19 protein-coding genes and 1 riboswitch are annotated in these 18,766 nt (G+C 57.3%); of the genes, 13 read left to right on the forward strand and 6 right to left on the reverse strand.

All coding sequences use genetic code 11. The features are described from left to right. The 3 genes from gyrB (at position 1) to DCL27_RS00015 (ending at position 4,702) form a co-directional block, all read left to right on the forward strand. Positions 1-2,415: a DNA topoisomerase (ATP-hydrolyzing) subunit B gene (gyrB, locus tag DCL27_RS00005; RefSeq protein ID WP_035596291.1), complete on the forward strand. Its 2,415-nt coding sequence runs from the start codon at positions 1-3 to the stop codon at positions 2,413-2,415. 89 nt (positions 2,416-2,504) lie between these two features. Continuing rightward, positions 2,505-3,323 (forward strand): sugar-phosphatase, encoded by an 819-nt coding sequence (gene yidA / locus DCL27_RS00010; protein ID WP_005291111.1) that lies wholly within the window; start codon positions 2,505-2,507, stop codon positions 3,321-3,323. A gap of 80 nt (positions 3,324-3,403) precedes the next feature. Beyond that, on the forward strand, positions 3,404-4,702 hold the full coding sequence (locus tag DCL27_RS00015) for a DUF3748 domain-containing protein (RefSeq protein ID WP_005295669.1): 1,299 nt from the start codon (positions 3,404-3,406) through the stop codon (positions 4,700-4,702). Between the two features lie 7 nt (positions 4,703-4,709). On the opposite strand, the gene DCL27_RS00020 is transcribed toward DCL27_RS00015, so the two are convergent. Further along, a complete protein-coding gene (locus DCL27_RS00020; RefSeq protein WP_005295667.1) occupies positions 4,710-5,054 on the reverse strand; it encodes a YceK/YidQ family lipoprotein in 345 nt (114 codons plus the stop codon). A 286-nt stretch (positions 5,055-5,340) separates the two neighbouring features. Between DCL27_RS00020 and ibpA the strand changes: the two genes are divergently transcribed. The 3 genes from ibpA (at position 5,341) to DCL27_RS00035 (ending at position 7,787) form a co-directional block, all read left to right on the forward strand. After that, positions 5,341-5,754: a small heat shock chaperone IbpA gene (gene ibpA, locus DCL27_RS00025; RefSeq protein ID WP_035596287.1), complete on the forward strand. Its 414-nt coding sequence runs from the start codon at positions 5,341-5,343 to the stop codon at positions 5,752-5,754. A gap of 105 nt (positions 5,755-5,859) precedes the next feature. Beyond that, a complete protein-coding gene (gene ibpB / locus DCL27_RS00030) occupies positions 5,860-6,324 on the forward strand; it encodes a small heat shock chaperone IbpB (RefSeq protein ID WP_005291096.1) in 465 nt (154 codons plus the stop codon). 194 nt (positions 6,325-6,518) lie between these two features. Next, positions 6,519-7,787, forward strand: coding sequence for a valine--pyruvate transaminase (locus tag DCL27_RS00035; protein ID WP_005291093.1), 1,269 nt, complete (start codon positions 6,519-6,521; stop codon positions 7,785-7,787). Positions 7,788-7,885: 98 nt separating this feature from the next. Here DCL27_RS00035 and DCL27_RS00040 read toward each other — a convergent pair whose 3' ends face one another. From DCL27_RS00040 to glyQ, 3 genes are all read right to left on the reverse strand, one after another. Beyond that, positions 7,886-8,605, reverse strand: coding sequence for a DUF3053 domain-containing protein (locus DCL27_RS00040; RefSeq protein ID WP_005291090.1), 720 nt, complete (start codon positions 8,603-8,605; stop codon positions 7,886-7,888). 134 nt (positions 8,606-8,739) lie between these two features. Then, positions 8,740-10,809, reverse strand: coding sequence for a glycine--tRNA ligase subunit beta (gene glyS / locus DCL27_RS00045; protein WP_228594453.1), 2,070 nt, complete (start codon positions 10,807-10,809; stop codon positions 8,740-8,742). 9 nt (positions 10,810-10,818) lie between these two features. Further along, positions 10,819-11,727: a glycine--tRNA ligase subunit alpha gene (gene glyQ, locus DCL27_RS00050; RefSeq protein WP_005291083.1), complete on the reverse strand. Its 909-nt coding sequence runs from the start codon at positions 11,725-11,727 to the stop codon at positions 10,819-10,821. 227 nt (positions 11,728-11,954) lie between these two features. On the opposite strand from glyQ, the gene DCL27_RS00055 reads away from it, so the two are divergent. The 4 genes from DCL27_RS00055 to DCL27_RS00070 all read left to right on the forward strand — a co-directional run bounded on the left by DCL27_RS00055 (position 11,955) and on the right by DCL27_RS00070 (position 14,534). After that, a complete protein-coding gene (locus tag DCL27_RS00055) occupies positions 11,955-12,530 on the forward strand; it encodes a DNA-3-methyladenine glycosylase I (protein WP_172953320.1) in 576 nt (191 codons plus the stop codon). Continuing rightward, positions 12,490-12,996, forward strand: a complete 507-nt coding sequence (locus DCL27_RS00060) for an N-acetyltransferase (protein WP_035596280.1) — start codon at positions 12,490-12,492, stop codon at positions 12,994-12,996. Before DCL27_RS00055 ends, DCL27_RS00060 begins: the two co-directional genes overlap by 41 nt. Then, positions 12,976-13,081, forward strand: a riboswitch (yybP-ykoY riboswitch). (Overlaps the previous gene by 21 nt.) Positions 13,082-13,171: 90 nt before the next feature. Beyond that, complete coding sequence (locus tag DCL27_RS00065) at positions 13,172-13,717, forward strand: TMEM165/GDT1 family protein (protein ID WP_228594454.1); 546 nt, start codon at positions 13,172-13,174, stop codon at positions 13,715-13,717. A gap of 157 nt (positions 13,718-13,874) precedes the next feature. Continuing rightward, a complete protein-coding gene (locus DCL27_RS00070) occupies positions 13,875-14,534 on the forward strand; it encodes an OmpA family lipoprotein (protein ID WP_005291065.1) in 660 nt (219 codons plus the stop codon). 33 nt (positions 14,535-14,567) lie between these two features. Here DCL27_RS00070 and tusA read toward each other — a convergent pair whose 3' ends face one another. Further along, entirely contained in the window at positions 14,568-14,816 is a 249-nt protein-coding gene (tusA, locus tag DCL27_RS00075) for a sulfurtransferase TusA (protein ID WP_005291062.1), read from the reverse strand. 223 nt (positions 14,817-15,039) lie between these two features. On the opposite strand from tusA, the gene DCL27_RS00080 reads away from it, so the two are divergent. From DCL27_RS00080 to DCL27_RS00090, 3 genes are all read left to right on the forward strand, one after another. After that, complete coding sequence (locus DCL27_RS00080; RefSeq protein WP_005291057.1) at positions 15,040-15,696, forward strand: 7-cyano-7-deazaguanine/7-aminomethyl-7-deazaguanine transporter; 657 nt, start codon at positions 15,040-15,042, stop codon at positions 15,694-15,696. Positions 15,697-15,808: 112 nt separating this feature from the next. After that, positions 15,809-16,261: a GNAT family N-acetyltransferase gene (locus DCL27_RS00085; RefSeq protein WP_005295656.1), complete on the forward strand. Its 453-nt coding sequence runs from the start codon at positions 15,809-15,811 to the stop codon at positions 16,259-16,261. Positions 16,262-16,337: 76 nt separating this feature from the next. Continuing rightward, entirely contained in the window at positions 16,338-16,913 is a 576-nt protein-coding gene (locus DCL27_RS00090; RefSeq protein WP_035596274.1) for a DcrB family lipoprotein, read from the forward strand. 74 nt (positions 16,914-16,987) lie between these two features. Here the strand turns inward: DCL27_RS00090 and DCL27_RS00095 are convergent, their stop codons facing one another. Then, on the reverse strand, positions 16,988-18,658 hold the full coding sequence (locus DCL27_RS00095) for an AsmA family protein (RefSeq protein ID WP_035596271.1): 1,671 nt from the start codon (positions 18,656-18,658) through the stop codon (positions 16,988-16,990). Between the last annotated feature and the right edge of the window lie 108 nt (positions 18,659-18,766).

Below are 18,766 nucleotides of genomic sequence, written 5' to 3' on the forward strand. Positions count from 1 at the left end.
ATGTCAAATACGTATGACTCCTCAAGTATCAAGGTATTAAAAGGGCTGGATGCCGTTCGTAAGCGCCCGGGCATGTACATCGGGGATACCGATGACGGTACAGGTCTGCACCACATGGTGTTTGAGGTGGTGGATAACGCGATTGACGAAGCGCTCGCTGGTTATTGCAAAGATATCATCGTCACCATTCACAGTGATAACTCTGTCTCCGTGCAGGATGACGGGCGCGGTATCCCGACAGGGATCCACCCGGAAGAGGGGGTTTCCGCCGCCGAAGTCATCATGACCGTGCTGCATGCCGGGGGTAAGTTCGACGACAACTCCTACAAGGTTTCCGGTGGTCTGCATGGCGTGGGCGTTTCCGTGGTAAACGCGCTGTCCGAGAAGTTGGAACTGGTGATCCGCCGCGATGGCCATGTTCATGAGCAGATCTACCATCATGGCGTGCCAGCGGCGCCGTTGAAGATGGTCGGTGATACCGAGCAGACCGGAACCCGGGTGCGTTTCTGGCCGAGCATGCAAACCTTTAGCAACGTGGTCGAGTTCCAGTATGACATCCTGGCCAAACGCCTGCGCGAGCTGTCGTTCCTTAACTCTGGGGTTTCCATTCGCCTGCGCGACAAGCGCAATGATCGTGAAGACCATTTCCACTATGAGGGTGGGATTAAGGCGTTTGTCGAGTACCTTAACAAGAATAAGACGCCGATCCATCCGAACGTGTTCTACTTCTCGACCATGAAAGACGACATTGGTGTCGAGGTGGCGCTACAGTGGAACGACGGTTTCCAAGAGAACATCTATTGCTTCACGAACAACATTCCGCAGCGTGATGGCGGGACCCATTTGGCGGGCTTCCGGGCGGCGATGACCCGCACCCTGAACAGCTATATGGAGAGTGAAGGCTACACCAAGAAGAACAAGATCTCCGCCACCGGTGACGATGCACGTGAAGGGTTGATCGCCGTGGTATCTGTGAAGGTGCCAGATCCCAAGTTCTCCTCGCAGACTAAGGATAAGCTGGTCTCCTCAGAGGTGAAGTCGGCCGTCGAGTCGCTGATGAACGAGCGACTGGCCGAGTACCTGTTGGAAAACCCGAATGACGCCAAGATCGTGGTCGGCAAGATCATCGATGCTGCCCGTGCTCGTGAAGCCGCGCGTAAAGCGCGTGAGATGACGCGCCGTAAGGGGGCCCTGGATCTGGCCGGGCTGCCCGGTAAGCTGGCAGATTGCCAGGAGCGCGATCCGGCACATTCCGAACTCTACCTGGTGGAAGGGGACTCGGCGGGCGGCTCTGCTAAGCAGGGGCGTAACCGTAAGAATCAGGCCATCCTGCCGCTGAAGGGTAAGATCCTTAACGTCGAGAAGGCGCGTTTCGACAAGATGCTCTCCTCGCAGGAGGTCGCGACGCTGATCACCGCGTTGGGTTGTGGCATCGGTCGGGATGAGTACAACCCTGACAAGCTGCGTTATCACAGCATCATCATCATGACCGATGCTGATGTCGACGGCTCGCACATTCGTACCCTGTTGTTGACCTTCTTCTATCGTCAGATGCCGGAGATCATCGAGCGAGGTCATGTCTATATCGCCCAACCGCCCCTGTATAAGGTGAAGAAGGGGAAACAGGAGCAGTACATCAAAGACGACGAGGCGATGGATCAATATCAGATCGCCATCGCCTTAGATGGTGCCGCCCTGCATACCAATGCAGCCGCTCCGGCGCTCGCGGGCGAGCCGTTGGAGAAGCTGGTCGCTGAACACTATCAGGTACAGAAGCTGATCGGTCGTATGGAGCGCCGTTATCCCAAGGCGGTGCTGAATCAGCTGATCTATCAGCCGACCCTGAGCGAGGCCGATCTGAGCGATCAGGCGGCGGTTGAGCAGTGGATTGGCACGCTGGTCACGACGCTGAATGAGAAAGAGCAGCATGGCAGCGTCTATAGCGTCCAGATCGTGGAAAATCGTGAGCGTCAGATGTTTGAACCGGCGGTACGCGTGCGTACTCACGGGGTCGACACCGACTACCTCTTCGATTTCGACTTTGTTCACGGCGCCGAATATCGCCGTATCTGTACCCTCGGTGACAAGTTACGCGGCTTAGTGGAAGAGAGTGCCTTCGTCGAGCGCGGCGAGCGTCGTCAACCCGTCGCCAGTTTCGAACAGGCATTGGATTGGTTGGTGAAAGAGTCACGACGCGGCCTGGCTATTCAGCGTTATAAAGGGCTGGGCGAAATGAACCCGGAGCAGTTGTGGGAAACCACCATGGATCCGGAGGGGCGTCGTATGTTGCGCGTGACGATCAAAGACGCGGTCGCTGCCGACCAGCTGTTCACGACGCTGATGGGCGATGCGGTCGAGCCACGTCGTGCCTTTATCGAAGAGAACGCGTTGAAGGCCGCCAACCTGGACTTCTAATCGCGTAAAGTCGAGTCGATATTCAAGGGGACGGGAACGTCCCCTTTTGCTATGCAGTAGCCAGTGAGCATCGAATAAGGGAGTTAATCATGCCAATAAAACTGATCGCCATCGACCTCGATGGAACCTTGTTGAACGACGCGCGGGAAATCACACCTGCGGTGCAAGAGGCTATTGCCGCCGCGCGTCGGCAGGGGGTGCGCGTGGTATTGGCCACCGGGCGCCCATTGGTGGGTGTACAACGTTATCTCCAGGAGCTGGCGTTGGATACCGCCGGAGAGTATTGCCTGTGCAACAATGGGGGGCTGGTCGTTCATGCCGATAGCGGTGAGGTCCTCTTCGAGACCTCATTAGATTATGACGATTACCGTTACCTTGAGGCGTTGGCGCGTGAGGTGGGCAGCCACTTCCACGCTCTGGACGCTGGGCGTCTGTTTACCGCTAACCGTGACATCAGCAAGTATACGGTACATGAGGCCTTTATCACCGGCATCCCACTGCACTTTTGCCCGGCCGAGTCGATGGATCCGACGTTGCGTTTTCCTAAGATGATGATGATCGATCATCCCGAGGTGTTGGAAGCGGCAATAGCCCGCATCCCCTCTTCAGTCTTCCAGCGCTATACCTTGCTGCGCAGCAGCCCCTTCTTCTTGGAGATTCTGCATCGCGATGTGGATAAGGGGAAAGGGATCGCCCGCCTGGCACAGCATCTGGGTATTGAGCGTCAGTCGGTGATGTGCATCGGCGATCATGGCAATGACTTGGCGATGATTGAGTATGCCGGTCTGGGGGTCGCGATGGGGAATGCCGATGCGGCTATTCTGGCGGCGGCGCAGTATGTGACGGCCAGTAACCGTGAAGATGGGGTAGCGCAGGCGATTCGGCAGTGGGTGCTTAATGCCGCCTGATTCGGCGAGATAAAACCATCGTCTCGTCGTGGCGCCTGGTTTATGCTGAAGGAAACTAGGCCGCCAAGAGGCTCGCTCCTATGCATCATCCTTCAGAGTTACAGCTTACCCACGATGCCCGCGGGCATCAGTTGACCAATAGCGGCATCTGGACCCCAGATAGCCGCTGGGTTGCTTACGATGTCCGCCCGCACACCGCCTCGTTTAGCGGTGTGACCATCGAGCGGGTCAGCGTACCGGATGGGCGCTGTGAGGTACTCTATCGTGCCGCTGACGGCGCCGGTGTCGGCGTGGTTACGGTGGCACCGACATTGCCGGAACGCTATGTTTTTATTCATGGTCCAGAGCATCCCGATGCGCAGTGGCAGTATGACTTCCATCATCGACGCGGCGTCATCGTCAGTGCCGAGCATCCTGGTCACGCGGAGACCTTGGACGCGTTAGCGATCACCGCACCCTATCTCCCCGGCGCCCTACGCGGCGGCTCTCATGTGCATGTCTTCAGCCCGGATGGTTCGCGTCTGAGCTTCACCTATAACGATCATGTGATGCACGAGCATTGCCCTGAGCGCGATCAGCGTAACATCGGGATAGCCTTGCCGATGGGGCCGGTACAGGTAGAGAAACGGCATCCACGCGAGTATGACGGCAGCCACTTCTGCGTACTGGTCAGTGAGACGACACCCACACCGCGTCCTGGTAGTGATGATATTACCCGGGCTTATGAAGAGGCATGGGTCGGTCAGCAGGGGTACCTCAAGGAGAATGGCCAGCAGCAACGTTGGGCACTGGCATTCATCGGAGATACTTTGGCGCGGGATGGTTCCCGAGTCGCAGAGCTGTTTATTGTCGACCTGCCGGCGGAGATGGCGGCTTATCGCTGCGCTGGCGACCGACCGTTGCAGGGAACGTCACGTACGCTTCCTGCGCCGCCAGCGGGCATCCGCCAACGTCGGCTAACCTTTACCCATGATCGGCGTCATCCAGGCCTGGCAACGACACCACGCCATTGGGTGCGTAGTTCCCCCGATGGCAGTGCCATCGCCTTCCTCATGAGCGATGAGCAGGGAGTGGTGCAGTTGTGGCTGATCTCACCTAATGGTGGTGAGGCCCGCCAGATCACGCGGGGCGAGCATGACGTTCAATCCGCGTTCAACTGGCACCCGGATGGCCGCTCGATCCTGATGGTGATGGATAACAGTGTGGTGCGTTGCGATGTGGCGAGCGGGGCGGTCGCTCGGGTGACGGCGCGCAGCGCTCAGCCTCCCTGCGCCGAGGCGGTAGTACCATCACCCGATGGCCATTGGGTCGCCTACATGCGGGAGATCGACGGTTGGCCGCAAATTTTTGCTGCTCGTCTAACCGTTGACGATGAGTGACGAGGGGTTAGTCTGCCTGTGTGGCCAGCGGTGCCATCTGGGCGGCGCTGGCTTGCTCGGCGCGTAGCACGCGTGCGCGTGGCGACTCTTTGGTTGGGTCATCGTCGGCACGGTAGTAGTCGTAAGGCAACAGCAGGGTATCGGCGACAGCAGACAGGGGGAGATCCAGCGCCAGCAGTGGACGCATGGCCCAGCCGCTCTCTTCGCTCTGGATCATCTCAATATCGTTCTTGGTCCCCGCATAGTAGCCCTGATTGGGGCCGACGCGCGTCATGACGCTGGAGCATCCGCTGCCGAGTAACAGGAGGCTCCCGGTCAACAGGAGCGTGATTTGGCGCACGCCTAAGGGCATAGTCATGATCTCATCCTGGGCTAGTTTCCCTCTGCCAGCATGCCTCGCTGGGGGTGTGATGTCATGTAGCATATACCGGAACGTCTGCGGCGTGTTTGCTTTGGATGAAAATTTTATCAATTTGTGTGGTGCAATAAATTTTTCTATCCTCCTCTTGAAAAAGTGGATCGCGTCGCCATTTTATAAACAGAGTAATGATGAGTATGCCGATTGGGTATTCATTTTATCAATCTGTCCGTTAGGAAGATTATTCCATCCTCGCTGAATTGTTTAGGAGGCATGTTGTATGCGTAATTTTGATCTGGCGCCGTTGTATCGTTCGGCTATTGGATTCGATCGTCTATTTAACCTGATCGAGTCGGGGCAAAATAATAGTAATGGAGGATATCCTCCGTATAACGTCGAGCTGGTAGATGACAACCACTACCGTATTGCTATCGCCGTTGCAGGTTTTGCTGAGCAAGATCTTGAGATTACCGCTCATACTAATACGTTGATTGTAAAAGGATATCGTGCTGCGAGTGAGAAGCCGCGTAGCTACCTGTATCAAGGCATTGCCGAGCGTAACTTTGAGCGTAAATTCCAACTGGCCGAGCATATTCAGATAAAAGGCGCACGGCTAGAGAATGGGCTATTATTTATCGACCTTGAGCGCATTGTCCCTGAGTCTCAGCAGGCGCGGAAGATCGCCATTAAATAAGCGATAGCAACTGACAGATTTATTCTTGCCTGCCTTTGGGGGCAATACAGGTGGAAATTATGCCGCCTGGGATTATTAACATCTCGCTTCTTAGAAGGAGTCAATATGCGTAATTATGATCTTTCCCCATTAATGCGTCAGTGGATCGGTTTTGACAAGCTGGCAAATGCCATGCAAACCTCGTTAGAGCCGCAGGGATTCCCACCGTATAACATTGAAAAGAGTGATGATAATCACTATCGCATCTCTCTGGCGCTCGCGGGATTCCGCCAGAGTGAGCTGGATATTGAGGTAGAAGGCCCACGTTTGACCGTGCGTGGTAATCCGGCACAGCCGGAGAAGCCGGTAGAGTACCTTCATCAAGGCCTGGTCTGTAAGGCATTTGAATTGAGCTTTACGTTGGCTGAACATCTGACCGTCGATGGCGCCGCCTTCGAAAATGGTCTTCTGAATATCGATCTGGTGCGCCATGTGCCAGAAGCACTACAGCCGCAGCGTATCGTCATCGGTGCGCAGCCTGAGCCCGCAGCGTTGGCTTGTCGGGACGACGAGAATACCCATCAGTCATAATAAGATCTGCCATACCCGTCTGCGGGTATAAACCCTCTCGACTTGGCGCAGCGTTAGCTGCGCCTTTTTTTATGCTGCTATTTCTAAATTAACTAGAATAATCAAAAATCAAGCTTCTGAGGTCGACTTGTCGTGCCGCGTGGCAGGGGGTAAGGTGTGGCCTGACTCTTCTCCAATCCTCTGTGTGGTTTGCTATGACGTTTTCTGCTTTTGGCGACAAGTTTACCCGTTATTCGGCGATTACTCGTCTGATGGACGATCTCAATGATGGTCTGCGGACGCCGGGTGCCATAATGCTGGGCGGCGGCAATCCGGCGCGTATCGCCCCACTGGAGGCCTATTTCACGGATCTCTGCCAGACGTTGTTGCATGAGGGGGTATTAGGAGAGGCGTTGTGCAACTATGATGGCCCGCAGGGGAAGAACGATCTGCTAGAGGCGTTGGCTCGTCTCCTCTCAGAACAGTATGGCTGGCCGATCAGTGCACAAAATATTGCGCTGACTAATGGCAGCCAGAGCGCATTTTTCTACCTATTTAACCTGTTTGCTGGGCGACGTAACGACGGTACGCATCGCCGGGTATTATTTCCGCTGGCGCCGGAATATATCGGCTACGCCGATGCCGGCTTGGACGATGAGATGTTTGTGGCGGCTAAGCCACGCATCACCCTGCTGCCGCAGGGGCAGTTTAAGTATCATATCGACTTCGATCAGCTAGCGATCGGCGATGATATCGGCCTGATCTGTGTTTCACGCCCCACGAATCCTACCGGTAACGTGTTGACCGATGAGGAACTTACACAACTAGACAGCCTGGCGCGGTCGCACGGTATCCCATTATTGATCGACAATGCGTATGGGCTCCCCTTTCCCGGAATCATCTTCAGCGAGGCGACGCCGCTGTGGAATCCGAATACCATCCTGTGTATGAGCCTATCGAAGCTGGGGCTACCGGGGGTGCGTTGTGGCATTGTGGTCGCTGATAGCGAGACCATCCAGGCTCTGAGCAACATGAACGGTATCATCAGTCTCTCGCCGGGAAGCATCGGGCCAGCACTGGCGCTACGGATGATCGAACGTGGTGACCTACTGCGCCTAAGCCGTGAGGTGATCCGTCCCTTCTATCAGCAGCGCGTCGAACAGACGTTGGCGATCATTCGCCGCTATCTCACGCCGGCGCGTTGCCTGATCCATCGTCCGGAGGGGGCCATCTTCCTCTGGCTGTGGTTTCCCGATCTGCCGATCGATAGCGAGACGCTGTATCAACGCCTAAAACAGCGCGGCGTATTGATGGTACCCGGCGATTACTTTTTCCCGGGGCTGGCGCAGGAGTGGCCGCATACGCGGCAATGCATGCGCATGAATTACGTTCCAGAGCCCGAGGTGATCGAGCGAGGGGTGCAGATCTTGGCCGAGGAAGTCGAGCGTGCCCACCGCGAGGCGGCGGAAGAGATGTGCGGGTGAGCGACGTTTCGGCCTGTGTGGGCTCGAGGAGAAGACGAGCCGGATGTAGGCGATAAAAAAACCCGGCCGTAGCCGGGTGATCGATGATGGTGTGGGACTCAGTTCTGCATCAGCGAGGCATTTTGCTGTTTGGCGGCCATCAGTGCCTGATATTTGGCGGAGAGATCGCTCATTAGCTGGTTGTACTGATCCACCTGAGCCTGGGTCTGCAGCTGGACACCTTGGTTGTCGAAGCGAGCCTGCGGCCCCAGGTTTTGTAGGAAATCACCGACCTGCACCAGCGTCTGGGCCACGGCGGCAGCCTGCGGGATCATCGGCATGATGGCATTGCTCGGGCCGGTGACCACCTTATTGAAGGCTTTATCGAAGGCCGCCTTCACTTCTTCCGGCTGCTTCAGCGTGGTATAGGCGTTGTCGGCTTGCGCCTTGGCGCTCTGGATCTGCTGACCGAGCATATTCAACGCACCGAGCTCCTGTTGCAGGCGATCACGTTGGGCTAGGTAATCCTGCGGGGCGCGGATCTGTTGCAACGTGTTGAATAACGGCGTCATGCTGGCATCCATGGCGCGCCCGAAGTTCTGCGAAAAGGTAACCAGTACGGCATAGTCGCTGGCATAGTGCCCCAACTGCTGTTTCTGCGCCTCGCTCAGTGTAGGGATGGTGACGCTGCTCCGCATCACGGTGTTTTGCAGATAGTCGATGAAGGCTTTTTGCTGCTCTTTATCGCTGTCGCCGCAGCCGCTTAGCTGCGTGACCAGAAAGAGTGCCATTACGGGCAGCAGCAGACGCTGGGCCCATGTTTTTACCGCGAATGCCATGTGAGTGACTCCTGTAGCGCGCAAGGGTGGTGCGAAATCTGTTAACCGATCTAGTTTACCCCGTAACACGCGGGATAACAGCCATAAAGTAAAAAACCCGCCTGGTGGCGGGTTGAGTAAAGTTGGGTCGACACTTACTGGAGAACAGAGATGTCGGCAACCTGGAGGAACAGATCGCGCAGTTTGCTCAGCAGTGTCAGGCGATTGATGCGTACCTGCTCATCATCCGCCATCACCATGACCTGTTCGAAGAAGTCATCGACCGGCTGACGCAGGGTCGCCAGTTCGACCAGGGCTTCTTGGTACTGCCCGGCGGCGAACAGCGGTGCCAATTTTTCTTGCAGGGTGATCAGGTTAGCGGCCAGGCGGATTTCTGCCGCCTCTTTCAGCAGCGTCGCCTGCACCTGGTCGGCCAGCGTATCCGAAGACTTCGCCAGGATGTTAGAGACGCGCTTATTGGCGGCGGCCAGGGTTGCGGCTTCATCCAGCGTACGGAAGTGGCTGACGGCGCGTACGCGGGCATCGAAGTCGGCCGGACGCGTCGGACGGCGTGCCAGCACCGCCTGAATGGTGTCGACGGCGTGTCCCTCTTCCTGATACCAGGCGCGGAAGCGGCCCAGCATAAAGTCGACCACGTCTTCCACCACCTTGGCGTTGCTCAGCTTGTCACCATACAGACGCACGGCTTCCTGAGTTAGCGTCAGCAGATCCAGCGGCAGTTTCTTCTCGACGATGATACGCAGTACGCCCAGCGCGGCGCGGCGCAGCGCGAACGGGTCCTTATCGCCTTTCGGGTGTTGACCGATGCCGAAGATCCCCGCCAGGGTATCCATCTTGTCGGCGATCGCGACGGCGCAGGCTACCAGAGATGAGGGCAGCGCATCGCCGGCGAAGCGCGGCATATACTGTTCATTCAGGGAGACGGCGACCTCTTCAGCTTCTCCGTCGTGACGGGCATAGTGCATTCCCATGACCCCTTGGGTGTCGGTAAATTCGAACACCATATTGGTCATCAGGTCACATTTGGATAGTAGACCCGCGCGAGTCGCCATGTTGACGTCGGCGCCGATCTGCTGTGCAATCCAGCCCGCCAGAGCGGCGATACGGTCGGTCTTGTCGCGCAGACTGCCCAGCTGTTGTTGGAACAGCACGCTTTCTAGACGTGGAAGATTGTCTTCCAGACGCTGTTTACGGTCAGTTTTGAAGAAGAACTCGGCATCGGCCAGACGCGGACGCACCACCTTCTCGTTACCGGCGATGATCTGCTGTGCATCTTTCGAGTCGACGTTGGCGACAAAGATAAAGTTCGGCAGCAGCTTGCCCTGGGCGTCGTAGACCGGGAAGTACTTCTGGTCGCCCTTCATGGTATAAACCAGGGCTTCCGCCGGTACGGCGAGGAATTTTTCTTCGAACTTGGCGGTCAAGACGACCGGCCACTCGACCAGTGAGGTGACCTCTTCCAGCAGGCTATCGCTCAGATCGGCTTGGCCGCCGATGCGTGCCGCTGCCGCCTCCGCATCACGCTTGATCTGCGCCTTGCGGGCCTCATAGTCGGCGATGACCTTACCGCGCTCCAGCAGGATCTGCGGATACTGATCGGCGTTATCGATGGTGAACTCGGGCTCGCCCATAAAGCGATGGCCGCGGATCACGCGATCGGACTGAATGCCGAGGATGGTGGCCGGAATACTCTCGCTGCCTAGCAGCAGCGTGACGGTGTGTACCGGACGCACGAACTGCGTATCGTTGGCACCCCAGCGCATCAGTTTAGGGATCGGCAGGCGTGACAGCGCATTCGCGACCAGCGTAGGCAGCAGCTCTTGTGCTCGCTGCCCTTTCTGCTGGGCGCGGTACAGGAGCCATTCGCCCTTATCGGTCGTCAGGCGTTCAGCCTGCTCGACGCTGATCCCGCAGCCTCGGGCCCAACCTTCGGCCGCCTTGGTCGGCTTGCCGTCGGCATCGAAGGCCCGAGCAATGGCCGGGCCACGTTTTTCGATCTCGCGATCGGGCTGTGCCGCATCAAGGGCGGCAACCTTCAGCGCGAGACGGCGCGGTGCGGCAAACCAGGCGATGTCGCCATGTGCCAGGCCAGCGTTGTCCAACTCGCTACGGAAATTGTCGGCGAAGGCTTGCGCCAGTGAGCGAAGGGCTTTCGGCGGCAGCTCTTCCGTGCCGATTTCAACCAGGAAAGTCTGTTGCGTCATGGCTGCCTCTTAATCTTTTTTACACATCGGGAAGCCCAGTGCCTCACGAGAGGCGTAGTAGGCTTCGGCGACCATTTTGGTCAGGGTGCGGATGCGCAGAATATAGCGTTGGCGCTCGGTGACGGAGATCGCCTTGCGCGCATCCAGCAGGTTGAAGCTATGGGCAGCCTTCAGGATTCGCTCATAGGCCGGCAGCGGCAGCGGATTTTCCAGCTCCAGCAACAGGCGAGCTTCTTTCTCGTACTGATCGAAGCAGGCAAACAGGAAATCCACGTCGGCGTATTCGAAGTTGTAGGTAGACTGCTCGACTTCATTCTGGTGGAATACGTCGCCATAGGTGGTTTTACCCAGCGGGCCGTCGCTCCATACCAAGTCGTATACACTTTCGACGCCTTGGATGTACATGGCCAGACGTTCTAGCCCGTAGGTGATCTCGCCGGTGACCGGTTTACACTCCAGGCCGCCTACCTGCTGGAAGTAGGTGAACTGAGTGACTTCCATCCCGTTGAGCCACACTTCCCAGCCTAGGCCCCAGGCACCCAGGGTCGGGTTTTCCCAGTTATCCTCGACAAAGCGGATATCATGCACGGTCGGATCCAGACCCAGCTCTTTGAGCGAGCCCAGGTACAGTTCCTGAATATTGTCCGGGGATGGCTTAATCACTACCTGAAACTGGTAGTAATGTTGCAGTCGGTTCGGGTTTTCGCCATAGCGGCCATCGGTCGGGCGACGGGACGGTTGCACATAGGCGGTTGCCATCGGCTCTGGGCCCAGCGCTCGCAGACAGGTCATCGGGTGAGAGGTGCCGGCGCCGACTTCCATGTCCAGCGGTTGGACGATGGTGCAGCCCTGGCGCGCCCAATAGTCCTGCAGAGTCAGGATCAGCCCCTGAAAGGTCTTGATATCAAACTTTTGCATGTTGGATGTGTTCGCACGCGTTCAAGTGGATTGAAACAGAAAGGATCAGTATACCGCCTGTGCGTAAGATATACAGCAATAGTGCGACGAGGTGCGCTTTTTTACCCCACAGGCGCCGCTATTGCGGATTTTACGTGCAAAATCGGCTATCGGGCGCCTCGCGGGCGGCCGGTCGGGGTATGATTGGTGGCTGGTTATCAGCGGGAGGCAAAATGGAACAGCATGCGGTGCAACGTTGTGCCTGGGTCACGGCGGATCCAGATTATATCGCCTATCACGATGGAGAGTGGGGACGTCCACTCTATGATGAGCGGGCGCTGTTTGAGTTATTGTGCCTCGAAGGACAGCAGGCCGGATTATCGTGGCTGACGGTGTTGAAGAAGCGCCCGCATTATCGACGCGTCTTCCATAACTTCGATCCTGTACGGGTTGCTGCGATGACGCCGGAGGAGCTTGAGCTACTGATGCATGATGCGGGCGTGATCCGCAACCGGCGTAAGCTGGTGGCGATCATCACGAATGCCCGCGCCTTGCTGGCGATGGCGCAAGCTGGTGAGGTCTTCTCCCCCTTTCTGTGGTCGTTCGTCGCTGGCGCGCCGGTCCGGTCGGACGTGGCGGGAGCGACGCGTAGCGCAGCCTCTGATGCGCTGGCACGGGCCCTGAAACAGCGCGGTTTCACTTTCGTCGGCACGACCATTTGCTATGCCTTCATGCAAGCGTGTGGGATGGTGAACGATCACCAACCAGGATGTTATCTGCATCATGATTCTTCCCCTTCGTCTCCGCCCGGCCTATCCCGCTGATCGCCCGGCATTGCTGGCGCTGTGGTTGAGGCTGACGATTCAGGCTCATCCGGCGATCCCGCCCGGCTATTGGCGATCCAGCCTGCCATGGGTGCGTGATACCTACCTGCCGCAGGGGCAGACTTGGTTGGCGCTGGATGGGCATCGGGTGTGTGGATTCATTTGTATCCTTCCGCCCCATTTACTCGGCGCGCTGTTTGTGGCCCCCCGTTACCGTGGGCGCGGTCTCGCTCAACGTCTCATGCGTCATGCCAAACGCCACCATCCTTGGCTGTTGTTGGAGGTGTATTGCGCTAACCGTCGAGCATTGGCTTTCTATCGTCGCCAGGGATTCCGTTGTCTGGATCGGCAGATCCAGTCGAGTACCGGTCAGGCGGTGGCGACGCTGTTATGGCGGGCCGGGGGAGATCTTGAGAAAAGGCGGCGGCTTGATTACACTGCGCGCTCTTCCATCATGGGGGAGTAGTCTGCCGGTGTGTTATCACCCCGGCGCTGGCGTCAACAAACTTGGTGATATCACCATGGCGTCAGCGCCCATCACGCGATGGGTTGACGAGACCTGTGGTCGGCTAAGGCGCACTCCGGGGTGAGGGCCTGGCCGCGCCATATGTCCAGATTACTCACCCCGGTATTTGTCTGTCGTGTCTATTATTTTAACTTCGATGAGTTCCGTCGCCTTAGCTGAAATCGGCGATAAGACTCAGCTTTTGACGCTACTGTTGGTGGCGCGTTTTGGTAAACCTTTCCTGATTCTGTTGGCGATCACTCTAGCCACCCTGGTTAATCACTATTTCGCTGCGCTAATTGGCGAATTGGTCAATCAGTTCCTCAATCCCCAGATGATGCGTTGGATGGTCGCCATGGGGTTCCTGGCGATGGCGATATGGGTACTGTTTCCCGATCGGGATGACGGTGAGATCCGGGGAGGCCATCCTTTCTGGGCCTCTCTGATGGTGTTCTTCCTCGCCGAAATTGGCGACAAGACACAGATCGCCACGGTCCTGCTTGGGGCGCATTACCAGCATCTTACCTGGGTCGTTCTGGGGTCGACGTTGGGGATCGTGCTAGCCAATGCACCGATGTTGTGGTTTGGCGCTCGTCTACAGCCCTACCTGACAAGTGGTTGGGGGCGGCGACTTTCTGCATTGCTGTTTGCCACTTTAGGAGTTGTTACCCTTATCGTGTGACCTGATTTTTGCTCCACTCATAGGGAACCAATACACACCGTTCCGGTCAGACGGGAGCAGTGTGGCTCAGGCAGCGTGCTCTGAGCCAAGTACGAGTTTATCTCGTGGATTTTACGCCCCCGGGAGCGGGGGCATTTACCGACATTGAGGTTTCTTCATGAAAAAAAGCCGTTTGTGCATCGCAGGCCTGGTCAGTGCGGCGCTGATCCTCTCCGGTTGTACCACCAATCCTTATACCGGTGAGTCCCAGGCTGGGAAATCGGGCATCGGCGCCGGACTGGGCGCCTTGCTAGGCGCCGGGGTCGGCGCACTCTCCTCATCGAAGAGCGATCGCGGTAAAGGCGCACTGATCGGCGCGGCCGCCGGGGCGGCGCTGGGGGGAGGGATTGGCTATTACATGGATGTGCAGGAAGCTAAGCTGCGTGACAAGATGCGGGGTACTGGGGTAAGCGTGACGCGCCAGGGGGATAACATCGTCCTGAACATGCCGAACAATGTTACCTTCGATTCTAACAGCAGTAACCTGAAGCCCGCCGGTGCCAATACGCTGACAGGGGTCGCGATGGTGCTGAAGGAGTATCAGAAGACTGCGGTGAATGTTGTGGGCTATACCGATAGCACCGGTAGCCGCGATCTGAACATGCGTCTATCGCAGCAGCGAGCCGACAGTGTGGCCAGCGCGTTGATCACACAGGGTGTGGCGGCGGGGCGTATCCGTACCATCGGTATGGGGCCTGCGAACCCGATCGCCAGCAACAGCACCGCCGCAGGTAAGGCGCAGAACCGTCGCGTCGAGATCACCTTAAGCCCGCTGTAAATTGTGATTGATAAGCCGCTCGTAGAGGGCGGCTTATGCCCCACCTTTACGCACCAGGTAGCGGTAGGGTGCCTGGTCGGCCTCCTGTGCCAGCAGGGTGTGATCCATAAAGCGGCAGAAGCCGGGGATGTCTCGGGTCGTAGCCGGATCGTCGGCGATGATCAGTAGGGTTTCGCCCGCCGCCATATGGCGAACGGTCTTACGTACCATCATCACGGGTTCCGGGCAGCGTAGGCCTAAGGCGTCCAAGGTTTTGTCTGGGTTGGCAAAGGGATCGGTCATGCTGGGTCTCTGGCTGCGGCCGCGTTGGCGGTCATTCGTTCGGGTCCATAGTATTACGTCGTTAGTGTACCTGCCGGGCCGTGCGCTGCAAAGGGCGTTAACGTTTGCGTGAAAAATAACCGTTGCATCATGGCGTGAGCCGGGTATGATCGCTGCCGCATCCATTAGTGGATAATTATTTTTCTTGGGTTCCCTCACCCCAATAACCAAAAAGGTGACATTGATGTTTAGTTTTACCCCGCAACAGCGGTTTACAGCCTTGTGTTGGCTGTCCCTCTTTCATGTGTTAATTATCACATCAAGTAACTATTTGGTGCAGTTGCCGATTACGATTTTCGGCTTCCATACCACCTGGGGTGCATTCACCTTCCCCTTTATTTTTCTGGCGACGGATCTCACGGTGCGTATCTTCGGTGCGCCACTGGCACGGCGTATCATCCTCGCGGTGATGGTGCCAGCGTTGCTGATCTCCTACTGTGTCTCTGCGCTTTTTTTCCAGGGGCAGTGGCAAGGGTTCGCTGCCTTGGGCAGTATGAACCTGATGGTGGCGCGTATCGCGTGCGCCAGCTTTATGGCCTATGTCCTCGGCCAGATCCTGGATGTGCATGTTTTCAACCGGCTACGCCAGACTCGGGCGTGGTGGGTTGCACCGACCGCGTCGACGCTGTTTGGCAATATTAGCGATACGCTATCGTTTTTCTTTATTGCCTTCTATCACAGTAGTGATGCGTTTATGGCGACGCATTGGGTCGAGATTGCGCTGGTGGATTATACCTTCAAACTATTGATCAGCATGGTCTTCTTCCTGCCGATGTATGGTGTCATGCTGAATATGCTGTTGAAGCGTATCGCTTTTCGCCAACAGATCTCGTTGGCATAGTTCGGCATCCATAGGGGACGTCGCTGATGGCGTCCCTGCGGCGTAATGATGTCGCCTCGTTTCACTACCTCCATTTTACGCTATGATGTTTTCTCATCCCGAGGAGAAAGCGATGACGGCGATTACTCTGCATGCGGCGACCCCGCAGGAGATCTTGGCGTTATATCGCGCCATTCCGGAGTTTAACTCACGCCATACGCTGGCGGATTTACACGCCCGTCTGGATGGACGCGAAAGCAGTTTGTTGATTGCGCGTATCGCGGGGCAGGCCGTTGGTTTTAAGATCGGCTACGCGCTGGATAGCCAGACCGTTTATAGTTGGCTCGGTGGCGTGTTGCCAGCGTGGCGACGGGCTGGCGTCGCACAATCTCTCTTGCAGGCGCAGCAACAGTGGGCGATACAGCACGGTTATCGGCGCATCGAGGTCAAGACGCGTAATGGTTTTCCTGCGATGCTGATGATGTTGATCAAGAATGGTTACAGCATCATCCAATTGCAACCACAGGGGGCGGTGGCTGATTATCGTCTGCGATTGGCCAAAGCGTTGTGTTTGGATACGGCGTAACATTCGGTTACTTGCTTTTTATTCCGCGATCGGGTGCGATGTGGAATCAGACCTTCGGACAACATAAGGAATTTCCATGGGTAATTTAGTGAAGTTGATCGGCGTCGGGCTATTGGTTACCGGGCTGGCCGCCTGTGATGGCAACTCCACCACCGAGGCTAGCGCGCCAGCGCAGGGGGCGAGTGCGACGCAGCCCAGCGTACCTGCGGGGGCTAAGGTGAGCCTGCTGGATGGCAAGATTAGCTTTACGCTGCCGGCCGGATTGAGCGATCAGACCAGCAAGTTGGGTTCACAGACCAATAATATGTCGGTGTATGCCAATAAGACCGGCCAACAGGCGGTGATCGTCATTCTGGCACCGATGCCGAAGGATAGCCTGAATACCCTGTCATCTCGCCTGATCGACCAGCAGAAGTCGCGTGATGCTAGCTTGCAGCTGGTCTCATCGGAAGCCGTGACGCTGGGCGGTAAGTCGGTGGAGAAGGTGGTGAGCATGCAGCAGGCTAATGGCCATGCTGTCTACTCCAGCATCATCCTGGCACAGATCGGCGATCAACTGATGACCATGCAGATCTCTCTGCCGGGGGATAACCGCCAAGAGGCGGCGAATATCGCCAATGGAGTCCTTGGCACCCTCACCTTCGCGCAGTAATCCCCAATGCGCCGCTGGCGCGCCCCGCCGTGAGCTGGGGCGCGTCGACCATTTCGCGTCGTCGCCGAGACGGCTTATTCACTCGTCATCAATACCCCATCGACCATGCGTTGTTGCAGACGATTCCCGTTGGCATCCTGGGCGTTCAGGGTGGCGTTCACCCCCGGACGAAACGGTGTCGTGGCACGCAGTGGCGCATGTAGCGACAGTTGCAGGTTAACGTCGCCTTGGAGCGGCAGAGAAGGCCAGCCCCATGCGTTCAACTGATTCGCTGGCACGCCGCGTCCATCGAGGGTCAGGCTCAACCGATCATCGCGGCGATTTAAACTCACGTTCGCCTCTAGCAACCCTTTCTGAGAGATGGCGCTGAGATCGTCGATGCGGATCCCTTGCTCGTCGGCTTGGAGCGTGAAGGATGGCCGCCGCAGATCGACCTTGTTGAAGGTCGCCTCGCTGGCATTGAATTGCATTTGTCCATGCCAGATCCCCCAACGATGCTGACGAGCCAGTGTTACTTGATTGCCAAATCCATCCAATGCGGTCATCTGGAAGGGAAAAGCGGGGTTGACGTCGACCAGCAGCGTGCGGCTGAGTGAGAAGTGATCCAGGGTAATCGTCGCCAACCAATTGGGTAGCGGGCGTAGCCACAGTTCGCGCCAGTTCGTCGGCAGGCTGTATTCTAATCCGACAATCGCCAGGTCGTTCAGTGCCAGCGCTCCCGTATCGCGACGCCAGGATCCGCTGGTACGCAATAACGCATTATCCCAACGGGTGCTGAATTGGCGAACGCTAATCCCTTGTGGCGTCAGGTCGGCATCGAACAGCGGCTCGCTCAGGTGGATACCGCCTAGCACAATGTCACGGGCGTTGAAGGCCAAGGTACCTTGTCGGCTATGCCAGTCGCCACGAGTCAGTGAGACGTGGGAAAGGCTCGCATCGAGTCCACTCAGCGCCCAACCGTTACCCTCCAGATTCGCACCTAATAGCTCCAAACGTTGAAGCGTTAGCGGTGGTAAGCGTTTTAACGTCTGTAAGAACGGACGCAAGGTTTGCGGGCTCTGCCAGTGGATCTGGCTGAGGCGTATCGACTCGATGTTCCAGGTGCCATCGGCGAGACGCTGCGCTTGGGCGGTCATTTGGCCGTTGGCGAGGTCGGCTCCCAGATTGGTGAGCCACAGCTGGCGATCGCGGTACTCACCTTGGATTAGGACATTCTGTGCCGGAATTTCGCCGATACGCAAGGTGGCGGCGCTAAACTGGAAGGCGACATGCGGGGAGCCAGATTGCAGAGGGACAATACCGCCATCAACTCCCGTCGCTTGGAGCGGCCAATCACTCTGCGGCCAGTCGAGGCGCATGTCCTGTAGCTGTAGGGTGTTGGCACTGATGGGGAGGGCTGGCAGGCCCGTAGCGGTTAGCCGAAGCGTACCCTGGCTCAGGCGAATGGCGCTGAAATGACGTGGTGTACTGAACTGTTGTCCACCGAAGGTCAGGGTAACGGCTGCTGCGTGCAGTTCGCTGGGCTGCCCGGCGCGCGCCAAGCTGAAGTCCGTCAGTTGCAGTGCCCTGGGACGGCGGATGTCGTGATGTACCCCGCCTAAGGTGATGCGGTAGCGGGTATGGTCGTTGACCCAGGCGCTGATCTGGCGGGCGCCCCACTGGCTTTGCAACACGAAATAGGCTGCAACCGACATCAGCAACAACAGTGCGATGAGGGTCAAGAGTAGTTTCCCGACAACTTTCATGGCGATCCGTCCTTTCAGTAACCCGCAGAGTCAGACCCTGCCTATGAACCCGCCGCACCCTCAATATCACCTCGTCGCTGTCTGCCCGTACCCGATAGGGGCAGGCGA

The sequence above is a fragment of the Edwardsiella tarda ATCC 15947 = NBRC 105688 genome, assembly GCF_003113495.2.
GTDB classification, from domain to species: domain Bacteria; phylum Pseudomonadota; class Gammaproteobacteria; order Enterobacterales; family Enterobacteriaceae; genus Edwardsiella; species Edwardsiella tarda.

What these genes read in the sequence shown, in the direction of transcription:
- DCL27_RS00085 (WP_005295656.1), top strand. Translation starts at nt 15,809, where the DNA reads ATGACGGCGATTACTCTGCATGCGGCGACCCCGCAGGAGATCTTGGCG.
- DCL27_RS00020 (WP_005295667.1), bottom strand. Translation starts at nt 5,054, where the DNA reads ATGCCCTTAGGCGTGCGCCAAATCACGCTCCTGTTGACCGGGAGCCTC.
- ibpA (WP_035596287.1), top strand. Translation starts at nt 5,341, where the DNA reads ATGCGTAATTTTGATCTGGCGCCGTTGTATCGTTCGGCTATTGGATTC.
- glyQ (WP_005291083.1), bottom strand. Translation starts at nt 11,727, where the DNA reads ATGCAAAAGTTTGATATCAAGACCTTTCAGGGGCTGATCCTGACTCTG.
- DCL27_RS00035 (WP_005291093.1), top strand. Translation starts at nt 6,519, where the DNA reads ATGACGTTTTCTGCTTTTGGCGACAAGTTTACCCGTTATTCGGCGATT.
- yidA (WP_005291111.1), top strand. Translation starts at nt 2,505, where the DNA reads ATGCCAATAAAACTGATCGCCATCGACCTCGATGGAACCTTGTTGAAC.
- DCL27_RS00070 (WP_005291065.1), top strand. Translation starts at nt 13,875, where the DNA reads ATGAAAAAAAGCCGTTTGTGCATCGCAGGCCTGGTCAGTGCGGCGCTG.
- DCL27_RS00095 (WP_035596271.1), bottom strand. Translation starts at nt 18,658, where the DNA reads ATGAAAGTTGTCGGGAAACTACTCTTGACCCTCATCGCACTGTTGTTG.
- glyS (WP_228594453.1), bottom strand. Translation starts at nt 10,809, where the DNA reads ATGACGCAACAGACTTTCCTGGTTGAAATCGGCACGGAAGAGCTGCCG.
- tusA (WP_005291062.1), bottom strand. Translation starts at nt 14,816, where the DNA reads ATGACCGATCCCTTTGCCAACCCAGACAAAACCTTGGACGCCTTAGGC.
- DCL27_RS00040 (WP_005291090.1), bottom strand. Translation starts at nt 8,605, where the DNA reads ATGGCATTCGCGGTAAAAACATGGGCCCAGCGTCTGCTGCTGCCCGTA.
- DCL27_RS00060 (WP_035596280.1), top strand. Translation starts at nt 12,490, where the DNA reads ATGATTCTTCCCCTTCGTCTCCGCCCGGCCTATCCCGCTGATCGCCCG.
- ibpB (WP_005291096.1), top strand. Translation starts at nt 5,860, where the DNA reads ATGCGTAATTATGATCTTTCCCCATTAATGCGTCAGTGGATCGGTTTT.
- DCL27_RS00015 (WP_005295669.1), top strand. Translation starts at nt 3,404, where the DNA reads ATGCATCATCCTTCAGAGTTACAGCTTACCCACGATGCCCGCGGGCAT.
- gyrB (WP_035596291.1), top strand. Translation starts at nt 1, where the DNA reads ATGTCAAATACGTATGACTCCTCAAGTATCAAGGTATTAAAAGGGCTG.
- DCL27_RS00090 (WP_035596274.1), top strand. Translation starts at nt 16,338, where the DNA reads ATGGGTAATTTAGTGAAGTTGATCGGCGTCGGGCTATTGGTTACCGGG.
- DCL27_RS00080 (WP_005291057.1), top strand. Translation starts at nt 15,040, where the DNA reads ATGTTTAGTTTTACCCCGCAACAGCGGTTTACAGCCTTGTGTTGGCTG.